19 protein-coding genes and 2 pseudogenes are annotated in these 22,553 nt (G+C 67.6%); 12 read left to right on the top strand and 9 right to left on the bottom strand.

Annotated features, from left to right (window positions below; genetic code table 11):
* The first annotated feature begins 191 nt into the window (after positions 1-191).
* Entirely contained in the window at positions 192-755 is a 564-nt protein-coding gene (locus tag OH735_RS33690; RefSeq protein WP_406385427.1) for a flavin reductase family protein, read from the top strand.
* A gap of 41 nt (positions 756-796) precedes the next feature.
* Here the strand turns inward: OH735_RS33690 and OH735_RS33685 are convergent, their stop codons facing one another.
* Positions 797-2,236 carry an NF041680 family putative transposase gene (locus OH735_RS33685; protein ID WP_406385426.1) on the bottom strand — a complete coding sequence of 480 codons (1,440 nt, stop codon included), beginning with the start codon at positions 2,234-2,236 and terminating at the stop codon, positions 797-799.
* 233 nt (positions 2,237-2,469) lie between these two features.
* Positions 2,470-3,360: an IclR family transcriptional regulator gene (locus tag OH735_RS33680; RefSeq protein ID WP_406385425.1), complete on the bottom strand. Its 891-nt coding sequence runs from the start codon at positions 3,358-3,360 to the stop codon at positions 2,470-2,472.
* A 173-nt stretch (positions 3,361-3,533) separates the two neighbouring features.
* Between OH735_RS33680 and OH735_RS33675 the strand changes: the two are divergent.
* A pseudogene (locus tag OH735_RS33675) lies at positions 3,534-5,267 on the top strand (tyrosine-type recombinase/integrase); the annotation flags it as partial.
* Positions 5,268-5,730: 463 nt separating this feature from the next.
* Here the strand turns inward: OH735_RS33675 and def are convergent.
* Entirely contained in the window at positions 5,731-6,390 is a 660-nt protein-coding gene (gene def / locus OH735_RS33670; RefSeq protein WP_406379322.1) for a peptide deformylase, read from the bottom strand.
* Between the two features lie 107 nt (positions 6,391-6,497).
* Between def and OH735_RS33665 the strand changes: the two genes are divergently transcribed.
* Entirely contained in the window at positions 6,498-7,061 is a 564-nt protein-coding gene (locus OH735_RS33665) for a helix-turn-helix domain-containing protein (RefSeq protein WP_406379324.1), read from the top strand.
* On the opposite strand, the gene OH735_RS33660 is transcribed toward OH735_RS33665, so the two are convergent.
* Both OH735_RS33660 and OH735_RS33655 read right to left on the bottom strand, forming a co-directional pair.
* The gene (locus tag OH735_RS33660; RefSeq protein WP_406379326.1) at positions 7,030-9,444 is read right to left on the bottom strand and encodes a tyrosine-type recombinase/integrase; all 2,415 of its coding nucleotides are present in this window, start codon (positions 9,442-9,444) and stop codon (positions 7,030-7,032) included. The two genes, OH735_RS33665 and OH735_RS33660, sit on opposite strands and share 32 nt — an antisense overlap.
* Positions 9,441-10,697, bottom strand: coding sequence for a tyrosine-type recombinase/integrase (locus OH735_RS33655; RefSeq protein ID WP_406379328.1), 1,257 nt, complete (start codon positions 10,695-10,697; stop codon positions 9,441-9,443). Before OH735_RS33655 ends, OH735_RS33660 begins: the two co-directional genes overlap by 4 nt.
* 181 nt (positions 10,698-10,878) lie before the next feature.
* Here OH735_RS33655 and OH735_RS33650 point away from each other — a divergent pair, with 181 nt between their 5' ends.
* The 4 genes from OH735_RS33650 to OH735_RS33635 all read left to right on the top strand — a co-directional run bounded on the left by OH735_RS33650 (position 10,879) and on the right by OH735_RS33635 (position 14,519).
* Positions 10,879-11,091, top strand: coding sequence for a hypothetical protein (locus OH735_RS33650; RefSeq protein WP_406385424.1), 213 nt, complete (start codon positions 10,879-10,881; stop codon positions 11,089-11,091).
* An 85-nt stretch (positions 11,092-11,176) separates the two neighbouring features.
* Complete coding sequence (locus OH735_RS33645) at positions 11,177-11,806, top strand: DinB family protein (protein WP_406385423.1); 630 nt, start codon at positions 11,177-11,179, stop codon at positions 11,804-11,806.
* A 668-nt stretch (positions 11,807-12,474) separates the two neighbouring features.
* On the top strand, positions 12,475-12,978 hold the full coding sequence (locus OH735_RS33640) for a tyrosine-type recombinase/integrase (RefSeq protein WP_406385422.1): 504 nt from the start codon (positions 12,475-12,477) through the stop codon (positions 12,976-12,978).
* A gap of 326 nt (positions 12,979-13,304) precedes the next feature.
* The gene (locus OH735_RS33635) at positions 13,305-14,519 is read left to right on the top strand and encodes a tyrosine-type recombinase/integrase (RefSeq protein WP_406385421.1); all 1,215 of its coding nucleotides are present in this window, start codon (positions 13,305-13,307) and stop codon (positions 14,517-14,519) included.
* Positions 14,520-14,824: 305 nt separating this feature from the next.
* Here OH735_RS33635 and OH735_RS33630 read toward each other — a convergent pair.
* Positions 14,825-15,392, bottom strand: a pseudogene (locus tag OH735_RS33630) (transposase); the annotation flags it as partial.
* A gap of 285 nt (positions 15,393-15,677) precedes the next feature.
* Between OH735_RS33630 and OH735_RS33625 the strand changes: the two are divergent.
* The gene (locus OH735_RS33625; protein ID WP_406385420.1) at positions 15,678-17,165 is read left to right on the top strand and encodes an IS4 family transposase; all 1,488 of its coding nucleotides are present in this window, start codon (positions 15,678-15,680) and stop codon (positions 17,163-17,165) included.
* Positions 17,166-17,261: 96 nt separating this feature from the next.
* Here OH735_RS33625 and OH735_RS33620 read toward each other — a convergent pair whose 3' ends face one another.
* Positions 17,262-17,417 carry a hypothetical protein gene (locus OH735_RS33620; protein WP_406385419.1) on the bottom strand — a complete coding sequence of 52 codons (156 nt, stop codon included), beginning with the start codon at positions 17,415-17,417 and terminating at the stop codon, positions 17,262-17,264.
* 187 nt (positions 17,418-17,604) lie between these two features.
* The gene (locus OH735_RS33615) at positions 17,605-18,246 is read right to left on the bottom strand and encodes a hypothetical protein (protein ID WP_406385418.1); all 642 of its coding nucleotides are present in this window, start codon (positions 18,244-18,246) and stop codon (positions 17,605-17,607) included.
* Between the two features lie 333 nt (positions 18,247-18,579).
* On the opposite strand from OH735_RS33615, the gene OH735_RS33610 reads away from it, so the two are divergent.
* From OH735_RS33610 to OH735_RS33595, 4 genes are all read left to right on the top strand, one after another.
* Complete coding sequence (locus OH735_RS33610) at positions 18,580-19,161, top strand: hypothetical protein (protein ID WP_406385417.1); 582 nt, start codon at positions 18,580-18,582, stop codon at positions 19,159-19,161.
* 128 nt (positions 19,162-19,289) lie between these two features.
* Entirely contained in the window at positions 19,290-19,415 is a 126-nt protein-coding gene (locus OH735_RS33605) for a hypothetical protein (RefSeq protein ID WP_406385416.1), read from the top strand.
* Positions 19,416-20,079: 664 nt separating this feature from the next.
* A complete protein-coding gene (locus OH735_RS33600) occupies positions 20,080-20,310 on the top strand; it encodes a hypothetical protein (RefSeq protein WP_406385415.1) in 231 nt (76 codons plus the stop codon).
* Between the two features lie 69 nt (positions 20,311-20,379).
* Entirely contained in the window at positions 20,380-21,714 is a 1,335-nt protein-coding gene (locus tag OH735_RS33595) for a VanZ family protein (protein WP_406385414.1), read from the top strand.
* A 229-nt stretch (positions 21,715-21,943) separates the two neighbouring features.
* Here the strand turns inward: OH735_RS33595 and OH735_RS33590 are convergent, their stop codons facing one another.
* Entirely contained in the window at positions 21,944-22,513 is a 570-nt protein-coding gene (locus tag OH735_RS33590) for a transposase (protein ID WP_406385413.1), read from the bottom strand.
* Positions 22,514-22,553: the final 40 nt, after the last annotated feature.

Raw genomic sequence — 22,553 nt, 5'->3', positions numbered from 1 at the left:
GGGCGCCTCACTCATCCCGATCAGCGGGACGCGGGTGTTCCGGGCAGCCGGAGCGGTACGGGCCGGCCCTGTGGCCTGTCGTGTTCCACTCATCGGGAGCGCGCGCTCCGGTGCCCGACGCGACGGTCCTACCTTCGGGACGTGCCCCGCCAGGAGCACGTCACAGACCCGGCCCCGTCGAGGTGAATCCGATGTCAGCAGAGTCCTTGACCGCACCCACGACAGGTGAGGTCACGGCGCCCACTCCTCAGGAGATGCGGCGCACCATGGGAGCGTTCGCGACGGGTGTCACCGTCGTCACAGGGATGGACCGGTCGGATCCGGTCGGGTTCGCGTGCCAGTCCTTCGCATCCGTTTCGCTGGAACCGCCCCTCGTCCTGTTCTGCGCCGACCACAAGGGGCGCGCCTGGCCGAGGATCAGGGAGTCGGGCCGGTTCTGCGTCAACGTCCTCGCCGAGGACCAGACCGATGTCTGCGGCCGCTTCGGCTCCAGCAGGGGAAGCAAGTACGACGGGCTGGGCTGGGACCTCTCGCGCTGGGGGACCCCGTCCCTGCGCGGCGTGCTGATGAGGGTCCATGCCGAGGTGTACGACGTGCACGTCGCCGGTGACCACGATGTGGTGATCGGGCGGGTCCTGGAACTGGAGACGATGCCCGAACAACGGCCGATGCTCTTCTTCCGCGGGCGGTTCGGCGTCGAGGACCAGCCGGTCACCATGCCCGACCCCTGGGGCTGGGGCGACCACTGGGGCTGAGAGGCTCTCGGAGGTCATCCGACAGCCTCTGAGCTTTCCGTTTAACCTGCGGCGGTTCGATGTGCGGTGAGGCTCTCGGCGCGTTTCACGGTCTTGCCGACGTCGTGATGGGGTGCGACCTTGCGGTTCTTCGATCCGGAGGGACGCCCGGGGCCGGGTCGGGAGGGTTGCGGAACACTGGCGGGGCGGGTCGTGGTCGCGCGGATGTTGCGGAACCCTCGCCGGACTCGGGCGGGAGTGAGGCGGCGGGGTGGGGCCGGTCGCTCCCAGGGCCTTCGGAGGTCCTCGGCGAGCGCGCGGGCGAGGTGGATCTGGGTGTAGGCGGCGATGATCAGCCAGGTCCACAGGTCGGCGGTCTCGGGGCTGCGGACCTTCGGCCTGGTCCAGCCGAGCGTTTGCTTCATGAGCCGGAAGGTGTGTTCAAGATCGAATCTGCGGAGGAAGGTCCGCCAGATCCGGTCCAGGTGGGCACCGTCGACGCCGGGGGCCGAGGACCACAGCCAGACGGGCTTGGGGTCGCGGTCGCCGGGCAGGTACTCGACCTTCAGGCGGATCAACGTGCCGTGAACGAGGGGGAGTTCACCGTCGTGGTCGAGCCAGGGGCCACGGTGGGTGAGGCGGGGATGCATCCGGTTCCAGGCGGTGGCCTCGGTCTTCCCGTAACGGGTGGTGTCGGTCGTGGTGGTGGTCTCCGGCTCGTGCCAGCTGTCGGGCTTCTTCAGGGTGAAGACCCCGCCGTGCTTGCGGGGCTGTCCGCCCCGTGGACCGGAGCGGCGCTCGCCGGCGTCGCGGAGCATGACGCGGTCCGAGCGCAGGCGCCCGGCCACCTCAACGGGTAGGTCGGCCAGGACATGGGCGAGGCGGGTGACGTCGTAGCCGGAGTCCATGACGATCAGGATGTGCGGATCGCCGGGCTTCCAGTGCCCGGCGCGGACCAGCCGCTCCACGACTTCACGGAGCTGGGCGGCGGTGACCGCGGTCGCGTCGTCGGCCGGTCCGAGCCGGACGGCGTCCAGGACCCGCGTCCACGAGGTGCGGCCCGGCTCCAGGGCGGCGACAAAGGAGTAGGGCCAGCCCGGGATGCGCTGATCCGCACTGCGGCCACGCCCGTAGACGTGGCAGAACAGCCGGTCAGGGCTGGTAGGGGCGTCGGGGCGCAGCCAATTGGAGACGTCCACGGCCAGCGCGATACGCCCCTCCGATGTACGCGGGATCGGCAGGCTGTCCAGGACGCGGCGCAGACGGCGTGGCTCCAGCCAGCCGGAGTTCAGCGCGTCGTACATCGCGCCGTGCCCGCGCCGGTGCTCGGCCGCGAGCGTCAGCTCGACCAGCGACTTCACCGGGCCGTCCGCGCACAGCACCGCGTCGGTCAGCTCGAAGAGCGCGTCCGCGCGGGTGTAGAGGCAGTCGTAGAACTCGATCCGGAAACGGGACAACACGGACAACGGCTCGACGTCGGAGACCTGAACCGGAAGACTCATCACAGCGGCCGTTCTCTCGCGCTCTGTTACTCGACATCTCAAAGCGTGAGGGGCGGCCGCCCCTGCTGTCACGGAAACATCGCATTTCAGCAGGCCACTGCGTCAGCGAGGTTAAACGCCAAGCTGAGGCTGAGGTCCGGTCGTCGAACTGCCGGGCGTCGCACGGCGGACCGCGGTTCGGCGACAGGCCCTGGGCTCCAGGGCCTGTCCGGCTGCGCTCCCCCGGACACGCTCTACAGCCAGCCGCCGCTCTGGCCGGCGACGAGCAGCCGGTCCATGGCCTGCGGAGACCACGTCTGCTCCGGGAAGGCGGGCGCGCGGTGTCCCCGGCCAGGGGTCTCCAGGCAGGGGAACAGTTCCAGCGAGACCTGTCGCGCGGCGTCGACCACCAACGGGGCCACCTTCTCCAGCGGGGTCTGCGCGTCGCCGATCAGCGAGATGGCGGCCACGGGCCCCTCGGGGCCACGGATCGCCGCCGCGGCGCAGGCGATGCCGGGGAAGCACTCGCCCCGCTCGAACGCCAGGCCGCGACGCTGCCGGATCCGGTTGAGCTCCTGGTGCAGGGTGTCCAGGTCGGCGATCGTGCGGTGGGTCAGCCGGGCGATGGCGCCACCCACCCGGGCCTCGACCTCCTCCGGTTCGAGCCAGGCCAGCATCGCCTTGCCCAGTGCCGTCGAGTGGGCCGGCGCACGCCCGCCGACCCGCGAGGGGACCGACGCGGCGAACCGGCCGCCGGCCTTGTCGAGGTAGTGGACGTCGGCGCCGTCGAGCACGGCGAGGTGGACGACCAGCCCGGTGCGGATCTGCACGCTGTGCAGTCTGGGCGCGGCGGCTTCACGGATCTCACTGTTCGTGCCGTCGCCCCCGCCTAGCCCGAGTGCCCGCCGCCCGAGGCCGTAGCCGAACCCTGTGTGCTCGAGCCACTGGAGCCGTACGAGCTGGTCGAGGATCCGGTGGGCCGTGGAACGCGGGAGATGCGTGCTGCGGGCCACGTCCTCCAGGGACAGCCGAGTGGTGCGGCATTCGAATGCGTCCATGATCAACGTCATGCGTTCGACCATCGACGGCGGGAGCTCCCGGCGAGCGGGTATGTCCACGGCAGCAGCGACATCGACAACCGTCATGGCGAACCCTCCAGGTAAACTGAAATGAATTCTTGTTTTCCGGAATGTAACAGCGGTACGAGGTGTGGGGAACCCTCGTACACCTGGAGATCCGCGCCGCGCTGATCGAGCTCCTCGCTCGGGCTCTGCTGGTGCAGCCGACCACTCAGCAGCAGTCCCGGCAGGACCGCGCGATGGGCCGCGTCCTGGACTGGCTCGGCCAGTTCCCCGGGGAGGACTGGCAGGAGCGCTGGCTGCTGAGCGGCTCCGACATCGCCGGGAAGCAGTGGGGTCCGCCGGGGCTGACCCAATCCCAACGATGCCGGCTCACCGCCGGGCTCGGCGCACTGATCGTCCTCCGCGCGGTTCGACCGTGCGACGCCTGGTTGTGCGGCAGCCGCCTGCTCGGTGTCTACGACGCCTACCGGCGCCACAACCAGGCAGAGGCGTTCGCCCGGCTGGAGCGGCAGGCCGAGGGACGGGGTGGCTGCGACGAGCACAGTGCCGAGGCACTCAACCTGCTCACGCGCATGGCCATCGTCACCGGAAAGAACCTGCGTGAACTGGACGTCGAGGACTTCGAGCAGTACACGGCAGCTCGCCGGGCCTCCGGACGCACGGTGGCCTCCCTGCCGATCGCCTACGAGATTCTGCATGCCGTCGGCGGCCTGAAGGACGCACCGCCTACCCTGCGGCAGGCCCGCGCACCGGGTCAGCTCACTCCCGCCGAGCTGGTCGATCGTTACCGGATCGCCGACCGCGAGATCCGCAACGTCCTGGTGCACTATGTCGCCGAGCGGGCAGCGGTCCTCGACTACGGCTCCTTGGTCAACCAGGCCCATATGCTCGCCGGGCTTTTCTGGGCTGACCTGGAACGACACCATCCCGGGATCTCCTCCCTCCACCTGCCCGACGGCGTCGCCCAGGAGTGGAAGCAGCGGGCCCGCCTTCTGCCCGACGGACGCCCCCGCCGCAACAGCCACAACGTGCTGCTGGCTGTCCGCTCTTTCTACCTGGACCTGTTGCAGTGGTCGCTGGAGGAACCGGCCCGCTGGTCCCGCTGGGCGGCACCTTGCCCGATCAGCGAAGCAGATGTCCGCGGCTACCTGAAGGAGACCCGGCACCGCCAGGCCCGGATGCAGCAGCGCACCCGCACCTTGATCCCGGTGGTCCCGCGGCTCGTCGCCGCCGCCGAGGACCGGTTGCGACAGGCCGAGTTCGTCCTGGCCGCCGCCCGGGAGAGCGAGCCCGGCCAGGAGTTCACTGCCGGCGGCCAGCGGTACCGCCGCACCGGCCGGGTGACCAGCCGCTGGCGTCCGACCGCCGTGTTCGTCACCCCGTTCGCCGGGCCGGCCACACGCTTCGACGCCGAGTGCGAGGAGTCCAACGCGTTCTGGACCTGGGCCGTGATCGAGGTGCTGCGGCGGACCGGAGCCCGCATCGAGGAACTGCTGGAACTCACCCATGTGAGCCTTCGGCAATACCGGGCGCCCACCGGCGAGCTGATCCCGTTGTTGCAGATCAGCCCCTCCAAGACCGACCAGGAACGAGTCATCCCCGCCGACCCGGACCTGGTTGCCGTCCTCGCTCGCATCATCCGCCGGATCAAAGACCCTGACGGGAAGGTCCCGTTGCTGAGTCGCTACGACGGCTACGAACGCACCTTCGGCCCGCTACTGCCGCACCTGTTCCAGCGCGTCTCCCAGCACCGTTTGCAGGTGATCTCCCCGAACCGGGTACGGGAGTTGCTCGCGGACCTCGCGGAACGGGCCGACATCGTCGACGTCGACGGCACACGGCTGCGATTCACCCCGCACGACTTCCGGAGGATCTTTTCAACCGAGACCGTCAACGGCGGGCTGCCGATCCACATCGCCGCCAAAGTGCTCGGCCATCTCGATCTCAACACCACTCAGGGATACGTCGCTGTCTATCCCGAGGAGGTCATCCGCCACTACCGACACTTCGTCGACCAGCGCCGAACCACACGTCCCAGCGAAGAGTACCGGGAGCCGACCGCCGCCGAATGGGATGACTTCCGAGACCACTTCAGCCTGCGCAAGGTCGCTCTGGGCACTTGCGACAGGCCCTATGGCACCCCCTGCCAGCACGAGCATGCGTGCTTATCCGAACTAACCCAGCATGAAGACGGGTTGGGGTTCCAGGCCGCGCCCACCACAGAACGTAGTGGTGGACAAGTTGGACGACCGGGCCCTGCCGGGCGTGTCGCGAGTCGAGGAGGATCACCCCTCTTACTTGGCCTGCGCCCCTGCGAGACCCTGGCAAACAGGAAGACGTGGAGGAAGAGCGGACATAGCTCAACGCTCGCTGGAGTAGGCGGGCTCGGCGGTTCGTCAGTCGGCGGCATCACTGAATATGTGGGGAACGGTGTTACTTGCCCAGTTTCTTGGCCAGGGCGGCACGCCGGGCGAACATCTCGTCCTTGGACGCAGCCATCTCGCGGAGGGCTGCCTTTCGTTCCCGCTGGGCAAGCCGGTCCAGATACAGGTGACCATGAAGGTGGTCTGTCTCGTGCTGCAGGCACCGGGCGAAGTACCCTCTGCCCTCGATCACGAGCGGCTTGCCGTTCTTGTCACGGCCTCGCACGACAGCACGGTCGAGGCGGGGCACCACCCGGTAGGGGCCGGGAACGGACAGACAGCCTTCGGGTTCTTCGACCAGCCTGCGCTGCTCGGTCGGCACCTCGTCCAGGACGGGGTTGGCGATGTGCCCGACGTGACGCACCCCCCACTCGTCCGTGATGTCCCACATGAACAACTGCAGGTCCACGTCGACTTGGTTGGCGGCAAGCCCCGCGCCCTCCGCCACCTGGTTCGTAGCGAACATGTCGTCCACCAGCTGCGACAGCTCCGGCGTACCGAACTGCGTGACCTCCCGGCACCGCTGCCGCAGAATCTCTTCCCCGACGACGGTGATGCGGCGCACCGAACCCCGTTCGACCTCCGGCGCGAGCCGCGGATAGGAATCGACGGGTTCACCCAGCACGCGCACCCGGTGGTCCTGCGAGGTGTCACCGAACCCAACAGCCATGAAATATCAACGCCTTCCGCACATGCCTCAGTCGGCCAGGGCTGAGGCCCCGGCCGGCCCGCGGCCCAGCTTGACCGAATGCTTTGCAAAGTAGCACCCTTTGCAAAATGAGCGATGAAAACCGTCAAGCCGCGTCCACGGACCCACTGCCGCATCGCGCCCGGCAGCAACTTCCCGACCATCCCGTGCGCGTCGCCTTGCTGGACCTGCTCGCCGAGGTCGGCACAGCCACGTCGACCCAGGCCGCCGCCCGCCTTGGCCACAGTTCCGGCCTCTGCTCCTTTCATCTGCGCCAACTCGCCCGGCACGGCCTCATTGAAGAAGCGCCACACAACGGCGGCCGGGCACGGCCGTGGCAGCTGCGCTGGGCGTCCTCAGATCAGTCCGACCGGGAAGCGCCGGAAGAGTTCGCCGCGCTCGCGCGTGGACTGGAAGATGAGAGCTATCAACATTGGCTGGCTCACCGAGAGCAGGCGCCGAGCGAGTGGCAGCACGACGAGTCCTTCAGCGCCGTGGTCCACCTCACTCCAGCGGAAATGGCCGAACTCGCCACGTCCATCCGCTGCCTACTGGCCGACTATCGCGAACGGGACCAACGACCCGCCGCGCGCCCGGCAGGCACCGTGGCCGTAGCTGCGGTCACCCGGCTGTTCCCCCTCCTTGGTCGGTGAGCCTGCCGGCAGCCGTGCGGATGTCGGGCATGCCGAGGTGAACGGTGGACGGTTGCGCTGCGCGGTCGCGCATGGCCTCCAGCTTCTGCGCGGCAGCGGCCAGGGTGGTCTCGATCGCGGCGACCTCACCGAGCCAGCCCTGGTCTTTGGCCTCCTGGAGCCGGTCGATGAGGTTGCCGTGGATCTCCTGGAGGCGAGGCATCTGGGCCGGGTCCACGAGAAGTAGGGGACACCTGACACAGGCGTTTTCATGCTGGCAGGGGGTCGCGTAGTCGCGGCCGCAGGTTCCCAGAGCGACCTTGCGGAGTTCGAAGTGCGAGAGGAACTCAGCCCATTCGGTGGCGGTGAGCTCGCGGTACTCCTCGCTGGGCCGCTCGGTTCTGCGGCGGGCGATGAATGCCCGGTGGTGGGAAATCACATCTTCCGGGTAGATCGCGGCATAGCCCATGGTCGTGTCCAGAGCGGCGTGGCCGCAGATCTTCGCGGCGATGTGCGGGGGCAGTCCGGAGCGGATGGCGTCGGTCACGAAGATCCTTCTGAAGTCGTGGGGGCGCCATTCGAGCGGGTCGCCTGCCACGGTGATCTGGGCGGACTGCGAGGTGGCGACCAGGCACTCGCGGATGTAGCTGCGGGTGAGCGGTCGGTCCTCGGTGCCGTACCGGCGTTGGAACAGGAACGGCATGGGCGGGCTCCAGGTCTGCTCGAACACGTCGTATGCCGACACCAAAGGAAGGGCGACGTTCCCAGCCCGGACCCGGAAGATGACCGCGGTCAGTACCTCCGCCAGTTCCGGGGAGACCAGCAGCAGGCGTTCCGCATCGGTCTTGGACGGGGCGACCTGCAGCATCGGCACCACCTCGCCGGTGGTGGGCAGGGCGTAGGCGATGAAGCTGTGGTGGGTGAGCTCCAGCATCTCCTCGATCCGGATACCGGTGTGCCGCAGCACCTCCACCGTTGCCCAGGACCAGAAAGCCGCCTCTTCCTCGTGCGTCAGGTTCCGCCGCCTGTCGGTGGCCACCTCTGTGACGTAGACGCGGCCGGCCTGCCCGGACCGGCAGCGTTCGAACTCCTCCCCGGCAATGAGGAACCGTCCACCGGCCGGTGTCGCGCGAGCTGCGGTGATGCGGGCCTCGGCGTCCTTGCGCTGCTGGTCGACGACGCGAAGCAGGGCAGGCAGCAACGGCAGCTGGGTCCTGGTCCGTTGGTCCATCCGGGACTTCACCCGGGACCTGGACTTCTTCGTCGCGCACTCGCTCGCCTTGATTGGACACGGCGCCACCCAGGGCGCCCACCGAGCCGGATCGTCGGCGGCCCAGCGGGCGATGTCCTGGTAGAACGCCCGGATGAACACCAGCTCGCTGCGGAAGTTCACCCGCGGACGCACCGGGTGGCCCTTATCGTCACGAATGTGGGCCAGACGTTCTTTCCACGCCTGCGCGACCTCAGGTGCCAGTCGCAGCGAGTCGATGCCCGGATGGTGGATCTCCAGGTCGCGCCAGAACAACCGGCACAGGTTGCGGGCGATGGAACGCAGCGAGACGTGGTCGAGCTCGGGAGCCCGCTCGGTGAAGTACTCGACCAGCAGATCACGGACGGCCCGGCACTCGATGCCGTACCCGTCGACGATCTGCTCGACGCTGCGACGGCCCTCGATCCGAAGCACCCGCAGCCGCGGTGGTGCACTGACCGGGAGCACGCCGGTCTCCTTGAGTAGGGCGTAGAACAGCGGCCGGCCCGCGCTGCCGCGGAAGTGGTGTTCCTCCAGCGCGGCTGTCAGCTCGATGCAGTCGCCGACGGTGATGTCGCTGACCAGTCCGCCCTTGCGGATCACGATCCAGGTGAGCTTGTTCAGGGCATCGGACCTGGCTGCGGCTGTCGCGTGTTGAGCCAGTTGGTCGAGCCGCTGGAAGACGTCGGGGTCGCTGGCGGCCCGGGTCTCGGTGAGCATCACTGTCAGGCGTTGCCGCAGCAGCCACAGGTAGCTGGGGCGGATCGCCTGCCCGGCGACCAGGAGCGCCAGCCCCGTGGCCAGTTCATCGCGCAGGTGGCGTTTGGTTGCGCCGCGTCCCTTCAGGGGCAAATCGGTCCACTCGAAGCCGGCGGTGTCCGCTCCGCTGGCCATCCAGCGGTCCTGCCAGGTCTCTCCCGGCTGACCTTCGAGCCAGTCCAGCGCCTTACTCAGGCCCCGCCGCCGTGTCTTGTCACGGGTGAGGCCCGCACTGGGGTCGGTGAACAATCCCAGCAGCCGTTTGGCCAGGCTCTCCCGGCTCTGACGGGTCTGCCACCAGCTCGCTTCGCACACTCGTGGTTCCCACTCCAGAGGCTTGTCCTCCTCCGGCGACTCGACGGGCGTGGGGACAGCGGCCTGCGCGATCGGATTCACCGGCGAGTCCCGTGGGCAGTCGATGTGCCGAACAGTGCTGCCAGCACTTCGGGGCGGTAGCCGGGCGCCGGCGGGGCCGGCGGCTTGGCCAGCTCGGTGCGCTGCCGTTCATGGTGGGCCAGGACGTGAGCGACGACCTCGTCGGGAGTGGGAGCGATATAAATCTCCGTGGTGGTGATGTGGGCATGCCCCAGGACCCATTGCACGTCGGCGAGGGTCAGATTCGGATCGCGGACCATCCTCTTGGCCGCGCTGTGCCTCAGGTCGTGCAGAGTCCAGTTCGCGCCGAGCAGCTGGTTGGCGCGGGTGAAGACCATCCGGGCCGCGTCGTACTCCAGCGGACGAAAGGGCCGACGAAGCGTCCACCACAACGGCTCCGACGGGCCCTTGGGAACCATGCTGCGGAGTTCCTGCTGGTAGAGCCGCAACCACACGAACGCGTCCGCAGAGGCAGGAAGGTGCTGGAGGGTCTGGCTGCCCTTGCGGACCACGCCGATCGTCTGGCCCTCGGGCGCGACCAGGCCCTGCTCGACGCCGAGCAGCTCAGAGGCGCGAGCGCCGGTGGAGATGTAGAACGCGACCAGGGCCCTGTCCCGGTTGCACTTCAACGCGGCGAACAGGTCATTGAATGCCTGGTCAGGAATGATCCGCGGGGTTGGCTTGGGTTCCTTGGGCTGATACGTCCCCCGGCGGGCGGGGCGCCGGAACGGCTGCATCGGATTGTGGTGGGCATTCGGGCTCCCCTCCTCAGCTGCCCCGCCCTGGGGAAACGGGTTGATCAGCGGTCGGCCGTGCGTCTCACGGTGGTACTCGTAGAACGACCGGATCACCGCGCGAGCGTGCCGCCTGGTCCGAGCGGCATAGTTCTCGCCAGGCGCGGCCTTCCCCGTAATCGGGTTCACCGAGCCCGGCGCGGGCGCATCGGGACGGCGCTGCCGCGGCGGTTTCTTCGTGGTCTTCAGCCACAGTGTGAAGTCACGGGCCTCGACCCGGCTCGCGAGATACCAGGGCACCTCCACCGCGCGTAAGAACCGGACCCACGCCAACAGCTCGTACGCGTAGGACCGCAACGACGCCGGACTCGCATCGTCGGCGAGCATGTGATGCAGAAACTCACTGACCGCTGCCACCTCGGTGCCATCGGCGTCCACGAGCCGGAACGGCCGCAGCGGGTCACCGCTCTTCTCGACACGGCCGACCCGCGCCACCGTCAACGCCGCCACATCCCGGACCGTCCTGCTGTGCTCTGGCATCCATACCTCCACGGGGCGTACGTGCTCGACGACACGCGATCAGACCAGATCCGCCCCGACACGCGCAGTTACAACGAGCTCCAGCAGCAGCTACAACCACCTTGCGGTCACTATGCGTTGACCTCAGCACGAGCCCAGGACGCGTCCAACCTAGTTCGGTCAACGGGACGTCCGCTGCCCGATGCTCCGCCTCGACCTTGCCCAGGTCCCTCGACTGCTGGAGATCGAGGGCAACACTCGCGAACGGCTCGAAGAGGCCCATCGGATGCAGTGGCTGGGCGAGGTCGCCGCCCTGAAGGAGAGCTTGCGGCACATCTCCGAGAAGAAGAAGCAGGCCGACCGCCTGCGCTGGCATGCCGAACACGGGGAGGGAGGAACCGGTGCTCTCAGCTGACAGCTGATATCAGGACGCACTTGCCACTCTGAGAGTGCCGGTCACACGTTGAGCCCACCAGCGGCGCGTGACAGGCTCTTGCACCATGATCGATGATTTCGCGAAAGAGTACCTGCACAGCGATCTGCGAGAGATACGCGAGACGATGCTCTGGAAGCTCGACGGGCTCGGCGAGTACGACATCCGCCGGCCCCTGACCTCGACGGGCACCAACCTTCTCGGCCTGGTCAAGCACCTGGCGATGTTGGAGGCCAGGTACTTCGGCGAAGTCTTCGACCGACCGTTCCCCGAGCCTCTGCCCCGGTGGGACGATGCCGGGGAGTGCGGCGCCGACATGTGGGCGACCGAGCACGAGACGCGCGAGGAGATCACCGACCGATACCGTCGCGTCTGGGAGCACGCAGACGCGACGATCACCGCCCTCGCCATCGACGCCCCCGGCTACGTGCCCTGGTGGCCCCGCCCCAACGTGAAGCTGTTCAACATTCTGGTCCACATGCTCACCGAGACCAGCCGGCACGCAGGACACGCCGACATCCTGCGCGAACAGGTCGACGGCTCGACGGGTACAACAGTCCAATACGCGACTCCGCGGCACGACGCGGCTTTCTGGGAAGCCCAGCGCGCGAAGATCGAGCAAGCCGCCAAAGCAGCCGTCACCGAACTCGGCCAGGAACGTCAGCCCTTCACGAAACAGCGAGCTCAACCTCGGTAGTGCAGAGAAGCGTGTTCTCCACGTCCGGGCAGGAAGCCTTCATGCAGGGGCACGTGGACGCCTTCCGGATCCTGGGCGGTTATGTGGGTGACAACTCTTCCGCGATCTCGTGTTCCCGGTCAGGATGGTCGCTCCCGTCGAGGAGCTCGGATGACCTGGCAGCCGGAGTTGGTACGACGTGTCGATGCTGCGGGGAACCCCGCGGCATCGCTGGGCCATGCCCTGGTCGACGACTACCTGGAGTTCGTGGCGGCACGTTGCTGGCCGAACACCCTGCTGGCCACCGCCTACGACCTCAAGGTCTTCTTCTCGGCGGTGCCCAAGGAACCGACCGAGGTCGTCACCTCGGATATCTTCGCGTTCATCACCGCGCAGAAGAAGCCGCGGCGGGGGCCGAAGGTCGTCCGCCTGGAGGATGGTGAAGCGGGGCTCTCGGCCCGGACCATCAAGCGTCGGCTCGCCAGTATCTCCGGGCAGTTCTGCTACCTGATGACCCGCGATGACCTGGCCGTCGAGCGCAACCCGGTGCCGACCGGGCTGGCCACCCGCCGACGCAGCGGCCACCGCGGGGCACCGTTGCTGCGCACGCCCCGCACCTTCCCGCGGGTGCTTGGCCCGGGCGAGGTCGAGGCGGTGCTCGGCGCGCTGAACACCGCGCGCGACGGGCCATGGTGCTTGCAATGCTGCTGGGCGGGCTGCGCCGCTGCGAAGTGCTCGGCCTGCGTCTGGGCGACCTCTCGCCCGGTGAGCGTCGGGTGTTCATCAGCGAGGGCAAGGGCGGTCATCAGCGCCTCATACCGGTCTCCGGGCAGTTCTTCACCGCCGTCGGCGACTATCTGGACCGCGAACGTCCTGTCGTCGACCACGACCGGTTGTTCGTCGTGCTGCGCGGCCCGACCCGCGGCCGGCCACTGTCTGCAGACGGTCTGGACGAGATCCTCGGCGGCGCCCGGAAGCGGACCGGGCTGCCCCGGCTGACCTGCCATCAGCTCCGCCATACCTGCCTGACCCGGCTGCGGGAGTCGGGCATGGCCCTGGAAGCGGTCCAGGCTCAGGCTGGCCACCGCTCCATCGAATCGACCCGGATCTACATCCACCTGGCGAACAGCTGGCTCGTCGAGCAGTACCTGACGGCGAGTGCCGCCATCGACGCCGACACGGCAGACGCCTGATGCGCCGGGCCCGCGCCGCGGCCTTGCCGATCGTGCGCCCGGACCTTGTCGAGTACTACCTCGCCCACCGGGCTGGGCAAGGCATGAACACCGACCACAAGGTCCGCTGAGGAGCTCGCGCCCTGCTCGCCGCAGTGCCCGACCTGGAAAGTTTTTGCCGCCTCCCGCTGGAGCACCAGCTCGCGTTCAACCACGAGACCCACCGATTTATCAGCTGGCTCGCGGTCACCGGACGCATGCAGCCGGGCGCGGACTACCTGGTCGCCCGCCGGCCACGGTTGGGCATCGTGCTGGCCCGGACAGACCCGGAACTGCACCTACGGTTCATGGAGACCGCCCGGACCCTCGGCTTCCGCGACGCGCTGGCCATGTCCCAGTTCAACCTGCTGGGGCACTTCGTGGCGCTGTTCGGTCGGCAACCGCACGAGCTGCAGCAGGCAGACCGGGACGAGGGACGCAGCCTGCTCCTGGAGGCGGCCCGTCGCATTCCCAACCGCGGCGTCAAGGCTCTGTCGACCTCTCTGTTCAATCTTGAGGCGACGCTGTTTCACTGCGGATTGTCCGACGAGCTTCCGCGCCGCCGGCACCCGGACCGGGCCGACATCCGCGCCGCAGAGTGGTCACGCGTCGCGATTGAGATGGCCGCCACGATGCAGCACTACCTGCAGCAAGACAGGACGCTGCTGCCGGGCACCGTGAAGAACGCTGAGTTGACGCTTCGGGAATTCGCTCTGCTGGTGGCTGCCGAGGACACCACCGTGACCTGCGCCGCCGACCTGAAGCGGCGACACGTCGAACGCTACCGACAGTGGCTGCTGCAGTGGCCAGCCGCCCGCGGCGGGCCACTGCACCGGCACACCGTCCGCGACAGGCTCAGCAAACTCCGCGGATTCTTCCGCCGCCTGGACGAGTGGAACGCCGAAGACCGCCCTGACCGCCAGCTGGTGTTCGACAGCGACTTCCCGATCGCGGACGAGCCGCTGCCGCGCTTTCTCGACGACGCTGCGGCCGCCAAATTGCTGGCAGCCGCCCGACGCGATCCCGATCCGTTCGCAAGGCTGGCGATCGAGATCCTTGCCCGCACCGGGATGCGCCGCAGCGAGATGCTGGGTCTCACCATCGACGCGGTGGTGCAGATCGGCTCCGCCTACTGGCTCCGCGTCCCGGTCGGCAAGATGCACACCGACCGATACGTTCCCTTGCACCCACAGCTCAAGACACTTCTGGACGAGTGGCTGTTGCACCGGCCCGAGGGCCTGCGCTCGAACCTGCTGTTCACCGACCACGGCCGCCCGGTCAACGCCTCCCGCACGGCAGGCCACGCCTGCCGCGATCACGCAGGACACCCAGCACCGTTTCGGCGCTCTGCATTTCGCATACCTCCCAGACCCGGGATGTCCGATCACCTGTGCCCCTTCGCCCTGTGGACGGCGTTACCGTCCGCCCCGGCAGGCCGTGACCCCTGCGACTACTACGGGCACTCCGTCGCCCTAGGACTCGCGTCCCGTAGGCGATCCCATGTTCGTCTCCGACGTACGTAACAGCATGATGTAGGCGCCCCACTCATCTCCTTGAACGCTCTGACTGAGCGTCGTGTCGCCGTCCGGAAGGTGCAGCAGCCACACCATCAAGCCACCGCAGACGACGAACCCGGCTTTGGACACCGTGCCGGGAGAGTCTTCGTTGCCTCCACTGGAGATTGGGATTCAGGCAGTTCAGCTTTCGCCTTGTCACGCGGGCCCCCTGACGCGCCGCCCGTAGCGTCCCGGCACGGCCGCCAGTTTCCTGACATGCTCTTGTCCCGTCACCGTTTCCGGATCGGGTAAGTCATCAGGCCCAGGAACCTCCTTCCAAGTTCCTCCCGACTTCGCCGGGGATACGTCGAAGCTCCTCATGGCGCACTGGTGGCCGTAGGTCTTCTTCCAGGTCGGGGCGGCATCCTGCTTGTCGGAGTGCGCGATCACCAGCACCCCGTCCAGGTCGACGGTCACCGCCTGGTCCGCGTCTGGGGCCTTCCGGCCCGCCAACTTCCATACTTTGTCGCGGGTGTCGGCCCGAGCAGCGCGGATCGCTCGAAGGGCGGTGTCGCCGCAGGAGGCGAGGGTGTCGATCAGGCGGGAGACCGTCGGGTCGGAGGCGACCGGCCCGAACACGGCCGGCTCCGCCCGGAGCATGCCCACGTCGGCCAGGCAGTCCCCGCCCATCGCAACCGCCAGGGCAAGGTCCAAAACGACCTTCCCCGGATCGTGGACGGCCCGCGGCTTCCGCCACGGAGCAAGCGCGACGGATATCGCCTGGTCAAGACCCGTTCGGCGGGCCGTCTCCACCAGCAGGACCGAACCGGCCTGCGAGACCACCTGTCGACCGTCCCCCTGGACACGGACACGCGGGTACGACGAGATAGGCTCTCTCACCTGGAAAGTGCTCCTCTCCTTGCAACCAACAGGACCCTCAGCAAGTCCCATCGTTGCAGGTCAAGACAATGCCGGTGAGTTAACGCGTCGGTGCAGGTCAGGCACTTGATGGTGCGGGGTTTGGGTGGGAATATCCCCTGGTGACGTTGCGTAATCCGTCACTTCTGGTGATGTGTCGGCGGAGGCCGGGACACGGCAACGGAGTTCCCGGTAGGACAGAAGATCGACCAAGATCCGACTGTCCGCGAGGGAACTCCGTTGGGTACTCAGTGTGCCATCGTCCGCATGCCGTCTGCCATCACCGAGGGCAGCCAGGCCCCGTTGAACAGGCTGGCGGCCCCCACGGACCGGCGCTTTGGCGAGCACGTCCGTCTCGGCGTGCTGACCGAGGAAATCAGCCCCGAACTGGTTGACGAGGTCGTGGAGTTGACCGGCTGCGGCGAGCGTCGCCGCCGGTTGTTGCCGACCCGGGCGGTGGTCTACTTCGTCCTGGCGTTGTGCCTGTTCAGCAGCTCCGACAGTGCCGGGCCGCCGGGATACCGGTCGGTCCTGCGCACGTTGACGCAGAAGCTGCGGCATCTGCCGGGCCTGCGTGTGCAGCGCTTGCCCACCAGTTCGGCCCTGACACGGGCCCGGCAGCGGCTGGGCGACAAGCCGCTGCAGGCGCTGTTCGAGCGGCGGTGCGGCACGCTGGCCACGACCGTCACTCCGGGCGCGTTCGCCTTCGGGCTGCGGCTGGTCGCCTGGGACGGCACCGCGCTGGACGTCCCCGACACCCCGGCAAACGCCGCCGAGTTCGGCTTCACCGGCAAGGGCGGAGTCAACCAGAGCGGACACCCGCAGGTCCGCCTGATGGCACTGACCGAATGCGGCACCCACGCCCTGGTCGACGCGGCCTTCGACGCCGTGGCCAGGTTCAGCGAGCACAAGCTCGCCCGCCGGCTGCTGGCCTCCCTGCGACCGGACATGCTGCTGCTGGCCGACCGCAACTTCGCCGGACACCAGCTGTGGGGCCTGGCCCGCTCCACCGGCGCCCACCTGGCCTGGCGGATCAAGAAGAACCTGGTCTTCGTGCCGCTGCGGGTACTGTCCGACGGGTCCTACCTGTCCATCATGCGCACGCCCGCCGAGAACATCCGCCACGGTCAGGCCCGCGCAGCCGGACGCACCCTGCCCGAGCCTGCCCAGGGACACCTGGTGCGGATCATCGAGTACACCGTGACCATCCGCCCGCAGGCCGGCCCACCCCGCACCGAGACGTTCCGGCTGGTCACCAGCCTGCTGGACCACCGCCTCGCCCCGGCCCACCAACTGGCGACGGCATATCACCAGCGGTGGGAGATCGAAAACGGATTCGCGGAACTGAAGAACCGCCTGCGCGGCGCCGGATTCATCCTGCGCTCCAAGGCGCCCGAGCTGATCTACCAGGAGATCTACGCCCTCCTCACCGTCCACCAGGCACTGTGCGCACTGCAGACGCGCACGGCAGAACACGGCGGGACCGATCCTGACCGGATCTCCTTCACCGTCACAGTGCAACTCGCCCGGCTGGCCGTCGCCGCCCAGGCCGCAGCCGACGTCACCACACTGGCCGCCGCCCGCCGCGAGGTCACCACAGAGCTCCTGGCCGCCCTCCTCCCGCCCCGACGCAACCGGCAGTGCCAACGCATCAAAAAGCCGTCCAAGAACACCTTCGAGGTCAGAAAGCGGGACCAGCCCCGCACTCCCAGTAACATCCGCTACACACTCAAAGTCACCAAGCACCCCACCTGACCTGCACCAACGCGTTAACTCACCGGCATTGCTGGCCAGAAGCACTTTTCGCTCACCTGACCGCCTGTCGGACGGCCGCTTCATGAAAGCGCGAGGTTAGGGCTCCTCGGCCAGTAGGTACGCCGGCACGAACACGATGCCCACCACGGGGAAGCCGGGGCCGAAGCTGTACACGATGCCTTCCCGTCCCTCGTCGGTGTTGACCTCCACCAGGTGCAACGGGCCTGCCGCAGACTCGTCATGATCAGACATGCGCCCACGGTAGAGGCCCCGCCCTACGATGACCGGCAGATGGGACGGGGCGCGATGACGTAGGCGACCGGCCGCGGCCTACCGGCTCACGCCCTGTCCCATGTGAGTTAGCCGGTCCGCACACACAGACACAATGGACCCCAGGACCAACAGGCAAGGATCTCCGGGTGCCAGGAATACGCAGGGATCACGCGTCGTCAGGGGTGGTGCTTTCGGACTGCGGCCTCATCGCCTGGAATCCCGCCACACGTTCGTCCGATGCGATCTTGCGTCGTTGTGTCTCCGCCTCAAGAGTATCCTTACGTCGCTGAGTGGTGGCCTCGATCTGCGCCTTGGCCACAGTTGCAGCAGCGGTCACGGAAGCTGCCAATGCACCGCTCGCGACGATCTCACTGAACAACTCGGATTCGGACTGGCGCCGGAGGGCCTGGTCGGCGTCCTCGATCGAAGACCGGCGCGCTCTGTCCCGGCGGCGGGCCTGCTCGGCGTCCTCGTCCGAAGTGCGGCGCCGCTGACGACGCTCGCTCCTATCTCCCTCAACTGCCGGAGTCTCATTGAGTGCTTCGGATACCTGGGGAGGAAGTTTCAGCGCGTCAGCGAACTTGCGGGCGATCTCCGCACCTCGTCCGCCCCGCTCGATCAGAGTGTTCAGGCACACTTGTGCGGTGATCAAGTCATAGGTCTCGACTCTTTCTGCTGCCGCTTCCAACCCACGCTTCACGCACTCGCGTTCGACGCCGTCGGGGAGAGCACCGGCCTCGGCCAACGCTAGCGGCAGCTCACGGGCCATGGCGCGTGCCCTCTCGGTGGGGGAGTACTCATCAGTCATGGGGCCAGTTTGCCCCGAACTCGCCCAGTAGAAAGCTGTTCTGAAGAAGGATGCCTGGCTTCGGTCAAGAGCATCGCGAGCGCCTGACTCCACTTCGGCGCAACCTGTCCCAGGACCGAGGTACAGCCCCCGCCGCCGCCGGCCGTGGACACTTGCCACCAGTGCCGGGATCTCCAGACGTGCCTGGTCGTGGAAGGGCCGGACGTGCTGCAGTCCGGGCTCACCGGCACAGTCACCAGCGGTGACATCGCTCGCCGCTACCTGTCCCACCTCATCGACCACGGTCCCGAGCCCTGACCTGTATGGTGCCTCGCCCCTGCCAGGAGGCACCCCGTGGACGTCATCGGCATCGCTGCCGTGCTGAACCGCCCCATGCGGGACCGGAACATCACCTTCACCGACCCGGGCCCCTTCCTCGTCGAGGCCTGCGCCCCGGTCGTCGACTCCATGGGCGTCGGCGGTGGCGTCGTCGACCGGCTCCGGGAGCTCGGCGAACCGGTCCTCGCCTACACGGGAGCAGCGAAGAGCGAGATGCGGACTCGCGACGGCGAATGGGGCTTCAACAACACCCGCTCCGCCGCGTACTGGCGGACGCGGGAGCTCCTCGACCCGGCGTTCAATCCGGAACTGATGCTCCCGCCGGATGACCTGTTGCTCGCCGACCTGACCGCGCCGACCTGGAAGGTGACGACTGGGGTACCGCCGAAGATCCAGATCGAGCCGAAGGACGACCTGATCGCACGCCTCGGCCGCTCCCCAGACCGGGGCGACGCCGTCGTGATGGGTTTGTACGCCGAGTGGCTCGCTTCGACGACCGTGCAGAACCCGGCGAAGGCCAGCACCGGCAGCCAGGCGGCGGCGAACCGGTACGGGCGGACGATCGGCGGAGGGCCGTCCTCCACGCGGGGGAGGTAGGGTCCCCGCGCCGGTCACCGACCGCCCCAGCACCACCTACAGGCCCTCCTCCGCGTGGTCAGAATCGTCACTCTGAAGGGGGTCTGTACGGTCTTCGGTGTAACTCCCGATCACGGAAGTAGCACCTGATGAGCGATGTGACTGCATCGGTTGAGACGGTTGAAGAGGTCCGGCCGGTCGAGCTGTCGGCGGACCTGCTGGACGAGCAGTTGATCGGGCAGTCGACCGGGCCCGCGCGAGCGGGCTGCAGTTGACCGGCAAGGGCGGGCGGCGGTGGTGAACCCGCGGCGCAGCAAGTGTCCGGACCCGGCCCCGGTGAGATCGGCGGCGTCGGCCAGGCGCTCGATCACCTCGGCGGCAGCCTCCGCAGTCATGCGACCGGCCGGGTCACCGATCGGACTGCCATTCCGAGTCATCGGCGAGGCGAGGCGGCTGTGTTAGACGCTTTGAGCGCATGCGCTTCCGGCCATGAAGCTATTCTCATTTTGGACATACATGGCAATTGAAAGCACTTTTCAGGCCTTGATCCATTGCGTTCTTGATTTCGAGTGTGACGCAACATAGCTTGTTGATCACTGGTTGCGATCAGCCGGTTGCAGGGGGCTGGCCCGCGTCAGGCGTTTACGCGCAAGATGCGCTTCCCATTCTTCCTGCTACCCGTGAAAACGGGTTCCGCTATTCCTGGGGAGGGATTCGAAATGAATGTGTTCGCTCACAAGTCGCAGCGCAGCAGTTGCCGGTCTGACGTTGGCCGCAATGGGGGGAACCGGCGCGGCTCAGGCATCGACGTCGGCACCGAGTGGCGACGTGTCGATTCAGGAGACATGCCCGAGCAATGGCCAGATCGGCTACGGCCGCGTGTGTACCACTCTGTCCGGTGGCCGTCTGTTCCATGACAAGACACAGGGCTCTGGTCCGGTGACGGTCAGGACCTGGTACGAGAAGAACGCCGGCGGGAGCAGCATCTCGGCGAAGCTCGGCTTCAACTATGCCGGTACCACCACGTGGGGCTCGACGTTCACCCAGTCGCCGGGCACGACGAAGAGCACCTCGTGGACCCGCTACTGGTCGACGGACTGCTACTCCACCGTTGGGATGATGTCGGTGACCGGCCAGGGAACGTTCCAGACCCCTTCGGGCACCTGCTGAGTTCCGTTCATTGCCCCGTCCCGCACTCATGCGGGGCGGGGCGCTCCTGCGCGAAGGTGTTGCGCCACTATGCTTCAAGCTGTTTTTAATGGTCGAGGCGAATTCGTTCTTATCGCCTTGGCTGCAGTGATGATCGCGGCCCTTATCGGATATCTTGCCGCGAAGAAGTTCCTGGATCGCCCATGGGCGTATGCGGGACTTTCCGCCGCCTTGGCGGCCGAGTTGAGCGTTACCATTTTCTTCCCGTCTCCGGGTCATGTGTCCGGTCAGTGTGTCCTCAATCGGAACTACAGTGAGCCTTTCGCGACAGAGCAGGGCCTGCTGAATGTGGCGATGTTCCTGCCTATTGGGATTTTTGGGGTTCTTGCTCTCCGGCGCGTCTTCCCTGTCTTTCTGGGTGGAGCACTGCTGTCGGTGGCGACCGAGCTCAGCCAGGCGCTCGCCCCGTGGGTGGGGCGGAGCTGCGATAGCAGCGATGTGCTGACGAATACTGTCGGGGCGGGAGCCGGGGCGCTTATCGGCTGGGCGATCGTTCGTGCGGTCCGCGGCGAGGTCCACTCCCTGCGCTCTGCGGGGAAGCCGGCGGCCGTCGTCTTCGCGGTCGGCTTTATCGCCTGCGCCGTGGTGTGGAAGGCCTGGATCACCCCGTTGGTCATGGACTCCACGAGTCTGCAGATCGCGGGAGGGGACGAGAGGACCCAGGCGCAGCAGGTTCTCGCCGCCGCCTTCGACGATCACGTCGACATCAAGAATGTGCAGCTTCAGTCAGGGCAGAACGATGCGCCCGACCTGCTGATGATCGCCTTGGAGTCAGGGTTCGCAGAGTTGAGCTGGCCGGACAAGGAACAGCTCACCGTCAGTCTGGAAAGTACGAGCGAACCCGGTCCTGGCAGCTTTGCGGTGTCAGGAGCTGGGACTGCCCCCGAGACTGCCGACGACGCGCTCCGGATTGCCACGAAGTACGCCAAGGAGCGCTTCCCGTGGGGGCTGGAGGACTCACACGTGAAGTCTTTCCCCGTCGGCGATGATGCGGAGTTCGGCTGGATGGTCAGCTGGCGCAGCCGTATCGACGGCGTCCTCATGCCCATGCGTCTGGATGTGCAGATCAACAGAGCCGGCCGTGTCTCCGCACTGCTGACCCGGCATGCGGAGGACTTCGCCTCGCTCCCCCCGCGCAAGGTGAGCGAGAAGCAAGCCGCAGCCACCGCGTCCGAGTTCGCAGGTGGAGCGAAGACGGCCGCCGGCAACTTGCTGGCCATCCGGCGTGAAGGCGAATGGCGAGCCCAGTGGATCATCCCTGTATCGGCCGGGACTGACTCCTACCCGGTCTACGTCGACGCCGAAACAGGGAAAGTGGATGAAAGGGCATCCCCCGTCCAAGGCCTGCCCACAGCACCCAACTGAGCCGCTATCCCGGCCTGCCGGGCGGAGCGCGCCGCCCGGCAGGCCGGGATAGTGGCGGCCCCGTTAGCCTCGAAATTTCGTGGCTCTCCGTCGGTTTCTTCGGCGGGCCGTCACGGCTGTTCGGGCTGGTAGTGGGCACGCTGATGGCCCGGTTGTCGCGTCGGGTGCGCGCCGGGTTCCACTTTCCCGGGGTGGTGGTGCGGGTCGTCGGGGCGGTCGAAGTGGCTGGTCAGCCGGGGTTCGGGAGGGCTTGGAGCCGGTCGATTGCCCGGGTGATCACGCTGGTCCAGGGCCATCGGGTGGTGAAGCGGAGCCAGTGGCGGCGGCCGGTGTTGATGAGTTGTGCGGCGGCGGAGAACAGGCGGAGCCGGAGTCTTTTGGGCTCCCAGCGGCGGGTGTCGCCGGTCAGGGCGAGCATCGGCATCCAGGCCAGCAGGTCGAGTGCGAGGGAGACGATCTCGAGCCAGATCTGGTTCTGTGCGGTGTCGTGCAGGGGCAGGTTGCGCAGGCCGGTGTCGCGGGCGTGTCGGATCCGGTCTTCGCAGCGGGCCCGCCTGAGGTGGCGGAGTTCGAGGTCGGCGAGTTGGCCGCCCTTGGTGTTGGTCGCGAAGCAGGTGAGGCGCAGTCCGTCGAGGTCGGTGAAGCGCAACTGGGCGCCTGGGTGGTTGAGTCGGCCCGCAGCGCGGTGCCGGTGTTGCCACCGGCCCGTTTCTGCGGGCCGCTCGCCGAACCCGGCGTGCGGTTGGGTAGGCCGCCAGCGAGGTACCTGTTGCCAGGCCCTTTTCCAACGGCCCCCCACCGAACCGGACGTGCGACGTTAATCGCATCCGGCTCTCCAG

The organism is Streptomyces sp. NBC_01618 (assembly GCF_045209435.1).
GTDB lineage: Bacteria > Actinomycetota > Actinomycetes > Streptomycetales > Streptomycetaceae > Streptomyces.
This window is presented reverse-complemented; position numbering and strand designations above follow the sequence as displayed.